The organism is Oceaniferula marina (assembly GCF_013391475.1).
In the GTDB taxonomy this organism is placed as follows: Bacteria; Verrucomicrobiota; Verrucomicrobiia; order Verrucomicrobiales; family Akkermansiaceae; genus Oceaniferula; species Oceaniferula marina.
Genome location: NZ_JACBAZ010000002.1, coordinates 216,677 through 231,740 on the forward strand (window position 1 = coordinate 216,677; position 15,064 = coordinate 231,740).

9 protein-coding genes are annotated in these 15,064 nt (G+C 52.7%); all 9 read right to left on the reverse strand.

Translation table 11 applies throughout. The annotated features are described in order from the left end of the window. Positions 1 to 128: 128 nt before the first annotated feature. On the reverse strand, positions 129 to 2,519 hold the full coding sequence (locus HW115_RS05480) for a sulfatase family protein (RefSeq protein WP_178931592.1): 2,391 nt from the start codon (positions 2,517 to 2,519) through the stop codon (positions 129 to 131). A gap of 185 nt (positions 2,520 to 2,704) precedes the next feature. Then, positions 2,705 to 3,514 carry a PEP-CTERM sorting domain-containing protein gene (locus HW115_RS05485; RefSeq protein WP_178931593.1) on the reverse strand — a complete coding sequence of 270 codons (810 nt, stop codon included), beginning with the start codon at positions 3,512 to 3,514 and terminating at the stop codon, positions 2,705 to 2,707. Positions 3,515 to 3,574: 60 nt separating this feature from the next. Then, complete coding sequence (locus HW115_RS05490) at positions 3,575 to 5,134, reverse strand: LamG-like jellyroll fold domain-containing protein (protein WP_178931594.1); 1,560 nt, start codon at positions 5,132 to 5,134, stop codon at positions 3,575 to 3,577. Beyond that, positions 5,131 to 5,670: a sigma-70 family RNA polymerase sigma factor gene (locus tag HW115_RS05495; protein WP_178931595.1), complete on the reverse strand. Its 540-nt coding sequence runs from the start codon at positions 5,668 to 5,670 to the stop codon at positions 5,131 to 5,133. The genes HW115_RS05490 and HW115_RS05495 overlap by 4 nt, the downstream gene beginning before the upstream one ends. A gap of 88 nt (positions 5,671 to 5,758) precedes the next feature. Beyond that, a complete protein-coding gene (locus HW115_RS05500) occupies positions 5,759 to 6,766 on the reverse strand; it encodes a glycoside hydrolase family protein (protein WP_178931596.1) in 1,008 nt (335 codons plus the stop codon). 70 nt (positions 6,767 to 6,836) lie between these two features. Continuing rightward, positions 6,837 to 9,587 carry a sulfatase gene (locus HW115_RS05505; protein ID WP_178931597.1) on the reverse strand — a complete coding sequence of 917 codons (2,751 nt, stop codon included), beginning with the start codon at positions 9,585 to 9,587 and terminating at the stop codon, positions 6,837 to 6,839. A gap of 18 nt (positions 9,588 to 9,605) precedes the next feature. After that, on the reverse strand, positions 9,606 to 12,512 hold the full coding sequence (locus HW115_RS05510; protein WP_178931598.1) for a sialate O-acetylesterase: 2,907 nt from the start codon (positions 12,510 to 12,512) through the stop codon (positions 9,606 to 9,608). Between the two features lie 94 nt (positions 12,513 to 12,606). Beyond that, positions 12,607 to 13,419, reverse strand: coding sequence for a PEP-CTERM sorting domain-containing protein (locus HW115_RS05515; RefSeq protein WP_178931599.1), 813 nt, complete (start codon positions 13,417 to 13,419; stop codon positions 12,607 to 12,609). 66 nt (positions 13,420 to 13,485) lie between these two features. Further along, positions 13,486 to 15,063: a LamG-like jellyroll fold domain-containing protein gene (locus HW115_RS05520; RefSeq protein WP_178931600.1), complete on the reverse strand. Its 1,578-nt coding sequence runs from the start codon at positions 15,061 to 15,063 to the stop codon at positions 13,486 to 13,488. Position 15,064: the final 1 nt, after the last annotated feature.

A 15,064-nucleotide genomic window follows, 5' to 3' on the forward strand; every position in this document is an offset into this window, starting at 1 on the left:
GCAGGATTAAGGAGAAAACACCCAGACCGAGAAGAGCTGACGGTCATCTGATCTGAAGGTTTCCCCAGGCAAGCGTGGTTGGGGCTGTCTTGGAAGAGAGCAGTAATATTCGAGCGCTACTGAGAAGATTAATGCAATCGGAAAAACCCCCGGTCTTCTCCTTCCATGTTCATTTTGTAATGATAGATATCTCCGAGTGTCGTGGTATGAGCTGGCAAAGTTACCATGGCTTCCCAAGAATCGGGTGTTAAATCAACTGATTTCTGAATGATGTAGGAACGGTTGGGTCTCGGTTTAAAGTCTAGTATATAATGATTATTGGACAAGTGGGTCACTCCTAAGCGTTCATTTTTTGGTACACCAGCGAGAGTGATACCGTCGATTAATGTTTGATTCGAGGTATTGGATGAGCCATTAGAATCTGCATCAAGCGTTGAAAAAACCAACCAGACATCGTTATTTTCCAGGTCGGTAAATTTGACGTCTGATAGATCAAAATTCACGTAGACTCCCTTGAGATACACACTGTCAGCTGCATCCACCGTATCACCTACGTTGGTGACTAGCTCCCCATTTGTATCGGCATCAACAACGATGCTCTTTATGATTTTTGCAGAGTCCCATGAATCACGGCTCCCCGCAATCAAACTTACTTTGACATCATAAATATCATCCCTTGAATTGGCTCGACGCGCCGAAAGGAGAAACGTCATGTCGATGACGTTATTTGCGGAAACCACTTTTTGAAGAGTATTAACCGAGCCTAAATTTCTACCCACTTCGGCTATCGTGTGCGTGCCAATTTTCAGGTTTTGCCATTGCTTGCCGGAGGGTGTGTCAGGCACGTTGCTTCTCGTTTCGTCGATGAGAGAAAGCTCGTCGCGCTTACTACCTAAGCCTCCGGTAAAGAACCCATTGATGTTGACGGAATCGGAATACCCTGTCCAACCAGGGGAGACGCCTCCCACCTCGGTCTCACTGTCATGTCCAGAGTATCGATAGATTTCATCTTCAAAACTATCATTTGCCAAATAAAGTCGGGACGGCGCAGTTCTCCCTCGTTTTTTGTAATTCTCCAGAGATTCTAACATTTTGTTTCTAGTAGCCGCTTCTGAATGGTAGAGGTTGGTCGTCTGTCGGAGATCGGTATTGAGATTATACAAAGAGCCTGAAAAGTCGTTGTCGGTATTAGGCACACCTATGAGATCTCGAAATGCCGATGTCTCTGATGGCGAAGCGTAGTTTGCTTGTTTAATCAGCACCCATGAGTCTTGGCGGATGGCAAGGTTGGTAGTAGCTCCCGCGTGTATCAGCAAATCACGAGGTGTTGTCGCCATTGGATTCGTTGTGAGAAAAGCATCGAGACTGCTGACACTGTCTTCTCCAGCGTTGTCTGGTAAATCTACATCAAGGATATCTGCAAATGTAGCTAGTAAGTCAGTTTGGCTGATGACCTGAGAGGAAACCGAATTTGCCATCACCTTGTTGGGCCACTTAACGATAAAAGGAACACGCGTGCCCGCCTCGTGGAGGGAACGCTTACCACCCCGGAGAGGTCCCATGCTGAAGTGACCTTGATTTACAGCCCGACTATAAGCGTTTGCTTTTGAAGTCGCTACTTCGGCTCCATTATCAGAAGTGAAAATAACAAGTGTATTATCGGACAGATTATTGTCATCTAATGCCTGAAGTAATTGACCGATGGTATCGTCCAGATTTTGAATGAAATCTCCATAAAGATCCACCCCACTGGAACCTTGGAAAGCGGCGGTGGGTGTAATGGGGGTGTGGGGTGCTCCCGTTGCAAAGTAGAGAAAAAACGGTTTGCCTTTTTCTTGTCCATATTTCGGATCAACAGAACCATTCCCTGAAATTTGATTCCCCTTGGAATTCAGATAGTTCACCGCAGCCTCTAGTTCAATACCCAGACGCAAACGATATTCGTCATCATCGCCCGTGCTCATGATACCGTTAATCCCCGGCGGTGAATCGGAAACCCCATTCTCAACCCATTGATGACCCGTGCCTATCCAAACGGCATTACGGGCATATTCAAAGCCATGTCGTTTGGGCCCATAGATAGGTTTGCTGAAATCAATTTGCGACAGTGAAGGGACACTTGAGGGCAGTGTAGGGTTGAAAGCAGATGTTGTGGCGCTTCGAAAATCAAAGCGAACTCCCCATTTGCCCACCATCGCCGTATCATATCCATGTTTGAGTAAAAGAGATCCTAGCGTCATCCTCTGACTGTCAATCGTCGACTGACCAAGGGTGGCACCGTTTCCTGATGTGAGTCCAGATCGCCAGGCGTGTCGTCCCGTCAATAATCCGTAGCGACTGGGGCCGCAGATTGCCGCACAGGTATAGGCTTGAGAAAAAATACGTCCCTGAGTTGCCAATGAATCAATATGCGGGGTGCTGAGCTTTGAGTTGGGGTTGATACATTGGGGGTCGCCATATCCCATGTCGTCTACGTTGATCAGGAGAATGTTGGGCAAAGATGACTCCTGTGCATGCATAGCGGATATCGGTACGCATAGGATCGAGAGGATGAGGGTCGGTAGTTTGAGACTTCTTTGTGTCTGTTTGACTTGCTTATTCATCACTATGATGGCTGTTAGTTTGATGCTAACTTTGCTGATTTCCAAAAAAAACCTCCCTACAGCTAAATTCTACAGCCGCAGGGAGGATAGAGGGTTTATGTTTACTTGCGACGACGCAAGATCAGAGTAACTCCACCAAGGCCGAGAAGAGCTGCGGAAGATGGTTCTGGGACGGAGGCAATCGACACATTATCGATCAGGGTCTGTCCATTAGTAGCGTCTCCGACAGTGGTGAATACCAGCCACACATTGGTATTCGCTCCAGCAGAGTTAAAGGTGTCAAGCGTGACAGACTGGCTGGCAAGATAAACACTTTCACCTCCTCCCGTAGACATTATATCACCTGTGTTTGTCACCAATCCGCTTGCCTCACTTGCATCGAAAGTTACAGAGGCCAATTCAGTAACCCATCCGGCCGTACCTGCGGTTCCTGCAAACACGCTGACACGCACATCATTGATAAGGCTTTGAGAACTAGCAGCGCGAGCCGTCAAATCGAATGTTACTGTCATAGCAGTAAGGTCACCGATCAATCCAATATTCTGGCCCAGTTGCGCTGAATTGCCACTGGTTAACGTGCCTCCCTCAATAACAGCCCAAGTATCGAGCCCAGAGGAATTAGGAGTGTTACCGCGATAGCTGCCAAGTGCTGAAACTTTATTAGCTGAACCGTTGAGAACACCATCCCAACGGTTGATCGTGCCTTCACTGGATACTGTCATTTCGTCATCCAATATCCCATTATTATCGCCGTTAACAGATGTATCGTCAACAGTCACAGTGCCTCCGCTACCGGTGACATCTTCAAATCCACCATTTGCCAGCACTAAAGCGCCCTGTGAAATGCTGATTGATGATGCCATCACGATGGCTGGGAATAGTAACTCTTTTTTCATCGTCTTATTTTTCATGATCATATCCTATTATTCGTTGTTGGTTGCGTTTTTTCTAATCCTATGCACATCCATTTTCTATTTGAGAGAGTTGGTGTGCATAAGCCGAAGAATTGATTTCTCAGACAGTGTGCCTTCGAAGATATAGAGCTCATCAATTTGTATTTTAAAATCCTTCTTAGGATTCACCCCGTCAGCATTATGTCCGATCGCTACGGGTGAAGCATTAGGATCCAAGGTGTTAATGACACTGTTGGGGATAGATTGTGGATAGTCAGCGCTGAGCGGCTCCTTTTTGCCATCGATAAACAAAGTGGTTTCTGGAACGCCATCCTCAGTTGAACGGTAAGAACACGCAATATGGTGCCATTGGCCATCACAAACATTTGAACCTCCAACCAAGTAACCTGTGCCAATAATTTGAACCTTTCCTCGGCCTGTATGACTCTCATCGCCTGAGATATTGATCGTCCATCGTTCCAGATCCTGATAAGACTTTAAACTTGATTTTCTATCCAAATCAAAACGACCCCATGTCACTATACCTGATACTCCGCCTGAGGGAATCCGTTCACTACGGTACCAAAATGCGATGGTCCTAGGGCGGTCACCCGCAATTCCAGGGTATCCTGTAAGTAATGATTTTCCCACAAGAGGTTCGATAGATAATGCTGATTCAAATCTTCCTTCCCCGAGCATCGTCAAAGCCTTGGTATCATTTTTGATCGGACGAGCTGAAGGATCTGACAGGCAATGAATGGTTCCTTCAGCTGGGAAAGCAAGATCTTCGATTTCGTCAAATGACCAGTGTAGGTAGGGTAGGGATTTGGGGAGTTTGTTCGCAAATTGATTGTTTGCGCTAGGAATGGTGCTGAGGCGGCCAATCGGGTCGATGCGGCGCGCTTGGCCGGCCGTGAGGGTGGCGGATTCTTTGCGGATGCGTAGAGTGGTCACCTGGACCTTTCCCTTGAGCACGTGGACTTCATCGTGATCGTTTGTTTTTGCCAGCACGCCGAACTCGGTGCCGAGGTCGACGATGTTGAGGTCTCTGGTTTTCACTTGGAACCCTTCAGCCCCTTTGGGAACATGGAACCAGCCGGTGCCTTCACCGAGGTAGAGTCGGTCATTGGCATGCAGGGTGAGGTCGGCAGGAGCGGTGATGATGGATTTGACTCCGGAGGCAAAGTTGAGCTCGATGGCTCCCTGGCTGAGTTGGAGGCGTGAGCCGGGATGCATCGTCTGGCCGTTGGACTGATCTTCCGCGCCATCGTGGGTGATGGTGAAGAGCGTGCCCGGGGAGGTTTGGAAGGCGAGTGAGGGTGGCGTTTCAGGGTCGACAAAAAACAGGCGCATCAGGACTGCGGAGAGCACCAGAATGGCAGCGGCCGAGATCAGGGCGATTTTGATGGTTTTATTTTTTTGCCGTTTCAGAACGCGTTCCATGGGGACGACGTTGGTTTGCGGTAGGGTGGTGGTTTTTGCCTGACTGAGCAGGCTGTGCATCTCAGCGAGTTCGACGTAGTATTCGACTGATTCCCGGTTGGCCAAAAGCTCCTGCTTGAGCCGGGTGAGTTCGGACTCGGAGATGGTGTGATCGAGCCAGGCTTCGATCAGGGAGGTGAGCTCTTCCTGGTTCATTGGACATCTCCTTCCAGCAGCAGACGTTTGTGGACGCAGTTACGTAACTTTGCTCGCACGCGGGAGAGTGCGGTGCGCAGGGAGTCGGGGGACCGCTTGATACGTTTGGCGTGTTGTTCGAGGGTTTTGCCCTTCGAGTACCTGACTTCGATCAGGTCGCGGTCGCTGGGTTTGAGTTTTTCCAGGCAGCGATCGAGTGCGCGTTGTCTGAGAGTGGTCTCCTTTTCCGGCCGCTGGTTCCAGACCTGGTCGATCGCCTGGATGAGCTCATCATCCATCGAGGGTGAATGGTGGCGTTTATTCGCTCGGAACTGGGATTTCACCATGTTGCGGGCAATGGCAAAGATCCACGCCTGAAAGTTACTTCCATCCTCGAAGCTGTTCATCTTCTCCCAGATGACGACATTCGTATTCTGGAGAACGTCTTCGGCATCGTCAGAGCCCGGCATGAGGGAGACGATATAGGCACGCAGAGCCGACTGGTGCTCCAGCAGCAGCTTAATAAACGTGTTGATTTCCGGTGGGTGAGAAGCCATGCCTACTAAGGTATGGATTCCCAATCACTTTTCTAAACAAAAAAGATGATAAAAAAAGCGTGGCTTCTGATTTAGGGCGCGTGGCGGGTCACGGTTTCAAGGGGATGATCAGGCAGCGGCCATGGTTGTAGCCTTTCCCTTTTCTGCGGGTGGAGAGGCAGAGTGCTTTGGCTTGCCCATCCTCGATGTAGAGAAAGGGACGTTCGATGCTACCGACGGTGATGGCTTTTCCGTCAGGAGATGGGAACGATTTTCCGGTGACCTTGGAGTGCTGGGCTTTGTCCCATTGGATGCCATCGGTAGAAGTGATCAGCCCGATGTAATGATGAGCATGAAAAATGGCGTAGTAGCGCTTGCGCTTGGTATCATACCAAAGGGATGCATCTTCGGTATCCATACCGGAAATCGCGGGTTGGGGCTGGATGCTGAACGGTCCGGTCGGGGTGGGGGAGGTAGCCAGGCCTTGGATGCGCTGCGGCATCGCTTGTTCAGGAGTTTTGGCTTTGATGTCCCCTTTGAGAATCATCAGATAGGAGCCATCCGGGCGTTGGGTGACGCCGGGGTTGACGGTGATGTTGAAGACGGGCTTGGCGGGTTCGACAATCGCCTGCGTGGAGGGAACAAACGGCCCGGTAATTGATGTTGAGGTGGCGACACCAATACGCTGGCTATCCCGGATGTGATTGCGGGATTTGCCGGGTCGGCTGGAGATAAAGTAGAGGTGCCAGGTGTCACCAAACTTTTTTAGTTTGGGGTTGTGTGCCATCAGTTCGTTCCAGTGTCCCTTGCCAGAGCCCTTGAGCAGGACCTTGAGGTGCCGGTAGGGTCCTGCCAGATCATCTGCTTGGGCGATGGCGATTTCAGATGTCGTGAGCCAGTCACCACCCTTGGTTTTCCAGCGGGAGTAGATCAGATAATAGCTGTCCCCTTCTTTGACGATGTGGCCACCCCAGGTGGCGTAACCTTCTTCTTCAAAGAAATTCGCCTGAGTAATCGGCTCGAGCTTGTCAGCGAGTTTGAGATTATCCGTTGTTTGACTCCAAGCAAGTGGTTGGAGCAGTAACACCGAAAGGAGGATGAACAAGGATCGGGTCATTCAACAATCATTGAACTCGCTGATGGTTTTGTCAACGATGGGCTTGGCTCCAGAAAAAGGGTGCATTCAATTACTTGAGCACGACTTGATAGAAATGTTGGGCAGAGCTTGAGTGTGGCAGCGTGTAGGAGGTTTGAGATCCGACTGCTGCAGCCGCGATATCATCGGCGACAATGTGGGACCAGTCGATGAGGTCGGTGCTGGACCGGATGGTGAAACGGGCCGTTGGGCTGGATGGCCAGGTGAGTTGGAGTGCACCATCTCCGAGAAGGGTTTGTTCCTGTTTGAAGTAGCTGTTGAGATCGAGCGGATCCGTTCCGATTTTGGCTTCCCCTCCATCATTGATGTTATCGCCGTCGGTGTTGTCGTTGTCCGGATTGGTTTCGCCAGGGTCGACCAGGCCATTTTGATTTTTATCCTCTGTGAGGTCCGGGATGCCATCCTGATCGACATCAACGGCAGGGAGGTTAGGCAGAGCCGGAGGGACGGCCTGGTTGGTGTTTTTATTGACCGAATACTGGGCGCCCATGGCGTCAAGCTGTTGCCGGAGGTGGCGGACCATGCTCATCAATCGTTCCGGGTGGCTGGCGGCCACGTTGTTTGATTCACCGATGTCATTGGCGAGGTTGTAGAGGGATGTGCTTCCATTGCTGTACTGGTGGATGATTTTCCAGTCGCCCTGACGCATGAGCGCAAAGTGGTCATGATTGTGCCCATGTGGGAAATGTTGGATGAACTCCTGCGGTCGGTGGGTTCCCGGAGTGGCACGGAAGTAGGGACTCAGATCGTGGCCATCGACCGGGTGGCTGTAGCTGGCTCCTGCGATGCTGGCGACCGTGGCAAACATATCTTCACAGGAAACGATATCATCCTCCCGGCTTCCGGCCGGAATGCTGAGCTGGGATTGGAATGGGTTGTTGGCATCGGGTTTTGCCCATGAGGCGATCATGGGTACGCGGATGCCACCTTCCCAATACTGTCCTTTTTTACCACGTAAGATGGGGTTGGCTGCATCACTACCGTTATCGGAATAAAAAATGACGATGGTATTTTCGGCGACGCCGAGTTGTTCGAGATTCGTCAGAATATCCCCCAGGGATTTATCCATGCCTTCGATCAGGGTGGCGTAGGCGAGGGCGTTACCGCTGAGGCTGGGGTAGTTGGCTGTAAACCGGCTGTCTGCCTGCCAAGGAACGTGAACAGCATAATGTGCCATGTAGGCAAAAAAGGGAACGCCATCGCTGACGGACGCTGTGATCGCTTTGTTCATTTCCAGCGTGAGGGCTTCGGAGAGGAAGGTGTCGGTGCCGTGGTATTGTTCGAGTCCCGGGACATGCCAGATGCCGGTGCCGTAATTGTTGGTGCCGAGGTAGGACCCGGGCCCTCCGGCTCCATGACCGGCGATGTTGATATCAAAGCCAATCGCTTGTGGATTACCGGCAAAGGAACTGTTGGTGCCGAAGTGGGCTTTACCGGCGTGGATGGTTCGGTAGCCGGTTTCCTGAAGGAGTTTGGGCAAGGCGATGTCACTGGGCTTCATACCCGCCATATGCCAGTCGGACGGTGATTTGAGGTGGGCGATGTTGTTGCTCCCTGTGTCTTGGGGAGTGCTGGGGTGGGTCCAGGTGGTGACATGGTGGCGGGTGGCATTCATCCCGGTCATGATCGAGACTCTGGTGGGTGAACAGACGGAGCAGGCGTAGGCAGAGGTGAACTTCATCCCCTGGGTCGCCAGCCGTTCCATGTTAGGGGTGATGCGGAGCTTGTTGGTTTGGTTGGCCGACGGCTGCGGGTCGCCTGAAGCATCATAATGAAAAGGAACCGAGGTGTCCTGCCAGCCCATGTCATCAACGAGGAAAAAAAGGATATTTGGTTTGGGAAGACCCACTCCCATCCTCAGGGTGGCGGTCGTGCTGCCACCTGTGTTACTTGCTGTCAGGGTGTAGGTGGTGGTGGATGTGGCAGAACTCGACGTGTTGCCATCACCATCTGTGGAGAGGGAGGTAACGTCACCGATTTGCGGGGTGATGGAGATTGATGTTGCACCAGTGGTTTGCCAGCTGAGGTTGAAGGCTGTGCCGGGAGTGACGTAATAGTCGTTGGCGGAAAAGGATTCAATGCTTGGAGGAAAAACGTGGTCGTTACTGACAATTTGAATGCCGTTCACGGCGGCGCGACCCACGCTGGAATCCATGGCGAGGGTGAAACTGCGGCTCGTGACATTTTCAAAAACGGCGAAGTTGGCATAGTTTCCGGCTCCCGTGGTCTGGACGAAGGTGCCGGAGTAGGTGCCGGAATCGTCACCGGCTTTAACCATGGCCTGGGATTCGAGGGGAGTCAGGGTGAGGGTGTGGCTGCGGTTGGATGAGTCCGTATCAAAATAGACATAGACTCGGTACCCTGGAGAGGTGAATGTGGAGTCCAGCCCGTTGATTTGCAGACCGCCACCGTCTGAGGGTTTGAAGGCGAGGTAGGAGTTCATTAGGCTACGGCTGCTGGCGCTGCCCTCTCCCTGGCTGGCTCCCGAGTAGCCGACGTAGGCGGAATTCAAGCTGGAGATAAAGGTGGCAGCGGAGCTGTTCCCTTGGTCATCTTTGACGCTGAGGTTGCGTTGCGCCGCGGCACCGGATAGATCACCATTGTTGAACCCGATGTTATTCCAGTGTTGGGCTGCGATCGGGATGTTGCCCGCTGCGTCTCCATTGATGATTTGGTTACTCTCTGTCGAACCAGCGTTGTTAAACAGATTGATGTTGATGGTTTTGGCATCCACCGAGGATGCAAGGGTGCAGAGAAAAAGCAGACAAGTGATAGGTTTCACGGGAAATAAATGGTTAGATTACGGTGTGATGAGTAAGCGAAGGAAGGTGCGTTGTGTGCTGGGGGCAGACAAACTCCAAGGTGAGCGGTAATGAAGTGTGGCGGTGCCGTCACCATGATGGATGGAGCGGATAAAGACAGGTGCTTCCTCATCATTCCAGTGGATCAGATCCTGGGACACCTGGGGGGTGGCTTGTGTTCCCAGTGCATTCAGATTGCGTTGGAAGGCAAGGGTGAGGTAATCCTTTCCGTCAATGGTTTCGAGCTGACCGCTGGGCAAGGCGAGGTCCATGGCATTTGTAGGATGAGAGCCAAGGTAGAATTCCGAGATGTTGTCCAAGCCGTCGAGATCGTCGTCATCGGTGGCTGATCCGATGAGACTGTGGCCGGCTGACCATTCGGTGTAGCTGAGCGGTGTGAGTTTAAACATTTTGTATGCCATCCCTTTCCCAAGGGCGAGTTGTGCCGTGGCATTGAGGTGGACTTCATCGGTGTCTTTGAATCCGTCGACTTCTTGTTCGTGACTTGGATGGTCGGTGCTATTGGTGGGCACGGTGGCGGTGTTATTTTTAGCCAGAGCTGCTCCGGAATCTTCATCCAGCTCGAGTTCCGCTTGACGCACGAGCTCGCGGCCGGGGAATCGGGTGTCCACATCGCCGCCGGCAGGTGCGTATGGAAGGACCTGACCTAGCACAAAGCGGATGCCGTCCGGTGAGGCATGATTTGCAAATTGTTCCCGGATGCGATCGATAAAATGAGAGAGGTTGGCTCCGTAGTCGTCGGCACTGGTGTTGGACTCGGGTACGTTTAAACCATCCTTTGCGTCCTGCTCACCTTGTTGCCAGCACATCCCTTTGATGACCGGTTGCCAGCCATCGGTTTCGAGTGCGGCGATTCCGTTGTTGAAGGTGTTGACCATGGCGGTGAATGATCCGCCCCAGTTGCCGGTGTCTGTGGCATTGGCTCCGGGTTTGAAGTTGATTTCCAGGCTGTTGCCACTGGCAGCGTATTTGATCAGAGCGATGTTCCGTCCCGGGCAAAGGTCGCGGAGTCGTTCACCGAAACCCATTTCCGGTCCGAAGGTGCTGCCGTTGGCGGGTTGGAGGCCGACCCATTTGTTGGCGATCGATCCGGACACACCTGAGCCTGCGGCGTAGAGCATGATTTCGGGTATACTGAGTAGTTCGGCTGACAGCTTGTAGCTCCGTGCCGTCCCTTGCATGTTCGACTGTCCACTCAAGAGGTAGACATCGATGGGGCCTTTGCTCAGAGTGGCGGATGTCTGGGCGGTGATGATGGTGTTCCCGCGGGTAGCGGTTAAAGTCCAAGTGGTGCTGGCTGTGGGAGTGAGGATACTGCTGCCAGTACTGGATACCGATCCTACCCCTTGATCAATGGTTACCGAATCCGCATCGGTCACGTTCCAATGGAGAGTCACGGATTCGCCTGCGGTAAAGGAGCTGGGAGTGGCAGTGAAGGATACAATGTTGGCGGAGGGTTCGGTTTGAGCCACAATTTGTAAGCCGCTCAAGGTGGCCCGACCGGAGGTGGCATCTCCGGATATTGTGAGGGTATTGCCGGTGAAGGTTCCAAACTCGGCGTAGTTGGCATCCGTGACTGCCGATGTTGATGATGTGGCGGTGCTTGGAATCCAGCCGATGACGCCATCGTTGTCGGTATCTGCATCGGTTCCTGAAGTGTCCTCCGTCCAGAATGTCTGGTTGCTGGTTCCATCGGTCATACTGATGGCGTAGGTTCGGGTGGCAGAGCCGATATCAAATACCGCATAGACCTTGTAGCCATGGGGTGCCCAGGAGGCTAGGCCGTCGAGTGTGATGCTTTCCGAGCTATTCAGATTGAGAAAGCTTTGCATGAGCCCACCGTCACCTGTGTTCGATTGGTTAGGTGAGCTGCTGTTGGCAAAGTTAGAGTAGAATGATCCGCTTGATGTCATGTCAACACCTGCATCAGCACCGGAGGAATCGTTGAGATTGATGTGGTTGGCGCCTTGGGTCGCGGCAGTGAAGGTGCTTGGTGCTCCTGCCCCTGATGCCCGGAGATTGATGTTGTTCCATTTGGATCCGTCGGTGGTTTGAGATCCTGGCATGCCCACGATGGAGGACTCACCGGCATCGACGGCGTTGGCGTCATTGAGTGCGATACCAAAGTTTACGCTGATACTTGCGGGAATGGGGACAATTTGAAAACCGCAGATCGGAGCGCGGTTGGTATCGGCACCCGAGATGGTCAGGGTGTCACCGGTGAAAGTTCCGAAGGCAGCATAGTTGGCATCAGTGATCGCGGTTGCTGATGTAGTTGCAGTCGACTCGATCCAGTTGATTACACCGTCGTTATCTGTATCAGAATCTGATCCTGCGGTGTCGGCTGTAAAGTAAGATTGAGAAGTTAATCCATCACTGACAGTAAAGCCGTAGGTGCGGGTGAAGGGGCCGATATCGAAGTAGAGATAAACTCGGTAACCGTGAGGCGCCCATGTGGATAGTCCGCTGAGGGAAATGGACTCCGAGTTGTTCGCGAGAGTGTAACTTTGCATCAACGCTCCGTCGCCTGATGCGGAGGCATTGGCTCCACTTGCATTGGCGTAATTGGCGTAGAAGGCCCCGCTGGATACCATATCGACCCCTGAATCAGCACCGGAAGTATCATTGAGGTCAATGTGATTGCCGTTTTGGCTCGCTGCGGTGAAGAGGCCTGGTGCGCCTTGTCCGGATGATCGGAGGGGGATATGATTCCACAATGATCCGTCATGGGTTTGTCCGCCGGGGATCCCTACGCTTGCCTTTTCTCCTGTGTCAATCGTGTTGGCATCGTCTGAGCCAATCGCAAGGTTGACATTGATCGTGTTGGCAAATGATGTAACTGCCAGAAACGGAAGCAGGATTGCTAACAAAGTTCGGATCTTCATGGTGGAAATAATGTTTGGTAAGAAAAACCTGACGGGATAATGGCTCCCGTCAGGTTGTTGTTGAAATCAATGGATGTGTTTAATGCATGCTTGATTATTTTCTCCGGTGGAGGATCAGGGCAAGTCCGCCGAGGCCTAGCAGGGCAGCGGAGGATGGCTCGGGGACCGCGACGATTTGAAAGCCGCTGAGGACGGCTCGTCCGCCATTATTGGTTCCAGAGATGGTGAGGGTGTCACCAGTGAAGGTGCCGAAGGAGGCGTAGTTGGCGTTGGTAACCGCGGATCCCGATGTGGTGGAGGTGGTCCCGAGCCAGTCGATGATCCCATCGTTGTTGGTATCACTGTCCGTCGAATTATCCGCAGTCCAGTAAAGCTCGAGCGCTCCTCCATCGTTCATCGAGATACCGTAGGTCCGGGTTAGCCCGCCGATGTCAAAGACGGCAAAGGCTTTGTAGCCATTGGGGGCCCATGTGGATAATCCGGTGAGGGAGATGGTTTCCGTGTCGTTGAGGTTGAGGTAGCCTTGCAGCAATCCTCCATCACCGGTTGCGCCCTGATTTGGGCTGCTGGCGTTGGCGTAGTTCGTATAGAAGGTGCCGGAAGAGGTCATGTTGACGCCGGAGGAGGCTCCGCTGGAGTCGATCAGCGCTATGCTGGCACCTCCTTGGGTTGAGGTTCTGAAGGTTCCCGGGTCGCCTGGGTCGCCTGCCAAGCGGGTGGAAATATTGTTCCAGTTTGAGCCGTCAACGGCCTCCGTTCCGCTGAGGCCTACGAGGGCCGTTTCGCCGGCATCGACTCGTTGGTTGTCAACAGTGGCGCTGACCGAAAAGTTGACGCTGATCGATGCCGCCTGAGTGGTTGCGCTTAAGCCGACCAGAAGGGCAATGCTTGTACTTTGTTTTATCATGTGTTTCTGTTTTTGTTGTTTTTCAATGTTGGAGGATTCCAATAAAGATAGAAAAGGGTGTGAATATTACGGTTGGTGGGTTTCCATGATTTGTTGGATGGATGCGGGGGTTAGGGTGGCCCGGTAAATAAACAGCTCATCGATGAGTCCATGAAAACGAGCCTGATATTGAGCCGATGACTGGCGGTGGTTGATGCCCAGGATCATGGGGAGCCCTTCTTCGGTTTTCCGTGTGTGAACGATTTGGGATGATTTCTGGTGGATCGCCGGTTCGTCTTGTCCGTCGACATAAAACCTGATGTCAGGGGTGCCCTGTTCGTTCAGATCGCCGGTGTCGACCACGGCGACATGGTGCCACTTGCCATCGGCGAGGTTGGTATTGCCATCATACCAACTTTGTCCCAAACCAAGTCTGAGCACGGCTCGTTTGGGATCGCCTTCAGCTTTGGTGACCCGGAACCTCCAGTAGCGGTTGCTCGTCATTTTCCCCCATTCGACAATGGGAGCCCAACCGTGGGGGTCGTTCGGATGAAGTTTGATCCAGCATGCGACCGAGCGAGGTTGGCGTCCAAGGATTCCCGGCCAATTGGTCAGTAGCCGGTCTCCCTTGCCGTTGAACGAAAGTGCCTTACCGTGTTTTCCGGGCACTAATCTCTCGTTGGCTTCACGGGAATCATTTTGGACAGGCTTGGCAGTGATGGTCTCCCTTCCGGACAGTGACCCTTGCGGCAAAAACGGATGGTCTCCATCAAACGACCAGTGCAGATGGGGTAATGATTTCGGGAGCGTGGTATGGAAGGTTCGGGCTGCCACGGGGATGGTATTCAGGCGCCCGACGGGGTCGATACGGCGCGCTTGGCCGGCAGTGAGTGTGTCCGACTCCTTGCGGACGCGCAGGGCGGTGACCTGAACCTTTCCTTTCAGGACATGGACCTCATCGTGGTCGTTGGTTTTGGCCAGCACGCCAAATTCAGTTCCGAGATCAATGATGTTGAGGTCCCGGGTGGTGACTTGGAAGCCTTCCGCTCCCTTGGGAACGTGGAACCAGGCATGGCCTTGACCGAGGTAGAGTTGATCATCCGCGTGCAGGGTGAGATCCGCCGGCGCGGTGATGACGGATGTGACTCCGGAGGAGAAGGTCAGTTCGATGGCTCCCTGACTGAGTTGAAGTCGTGAGCCGGGGTGCATGGTTTGTCCCTCGGTTTGGTCTCCTGTGCTTGTGTGGCTTGAATCATGGGTGATGGTGAAGAGGCTTCCGGGGGAAGTTTGGAAAGCGAGCGACGGTGCTTGTTCCGAGTCGACAAAAAACAGCCGCATCAGCGCCAGAGAGAGCAGCAGAATGGCGGCAGCTGAGACCAGGGCAATCTTGAGGGATCTTTTTTTCTGGTCTCGCAGCAGTTCGTCGATGCTTTGGACTCGTTGGTCGAGGATGTTCGTGTCCTGCTCCCGTTCAAGCGGATGCTGTCGGGATGCCCAGCGGTGCAGTGCTGCGTGGATGCGTACCTGTTCGAGGTAATATTTCCGGGCTTCGGGGTTGTTTTGCAGGATGAGGTCGAGTTCATGCATTCCCTGCTCATTGATGGATTCATCGATGAGCTGGCGTATCCTTGTATTGAGGAGGGTATTTTTTTCCGGTGGGAGCATG

Coding starts and splice junctions, on each gene's coding strand:
- HW115_RS05480 (WP_178931592.1), bottom strand. CDS start 2,519: ATGCATGCACAGGAGTCATCTTTGCCCAACATTCTCCTGATCAACGTA.
- HW115_RS05485 (WP_178931593.1), bottom strand. CDS start 3,514: ATGAAAAATAAGACGATGAAAAAAGAGTTACTATTCCCAGCCATCGTG.
- HW115_RS05490 (WP_178931594.1), bottom strand. CDS start 5,134: ATGAACCAGGAAGAGCTCACCTCCCTGATCGAAGCCTGGCTCGATCAC.
- HW115_RS05495 (WP_178931595.1), bottom strand. CDS start 5,670: ATGGCTTCTCACCCACCGGAAATCAACACGTTTATTAAGCTGCTGCTG.
- HW115_RS05500 (WP_178931596.1), bottom strand. CDS start 6,766: ATGACCCGATCCTTGTTCATCCTCCTTTCGGTGTTACTGCTCCAACCA.
- HW115_RS05510 (WP_178931598.1), bottom strand. CDS start 12,512: ATGAAGATCCGAACTTTGTTAGCAATCCTGCTTCCGTTTCTGGCAGTT.
- HW115_RS05515 (WP_178931599.1), bottom strand. CDS start 13,419: ATGATAAAACAAAGTACAAGCATTGCCCTTCTGGTCGGCTTAAGCGCA.
- HW115_RS05520 (WP_178931600.1), bottom strand. CDS start 15,063: ATGCTCCCACCGGAAAAAAATACCCTCCTCAATACAAGGATACGCCAG.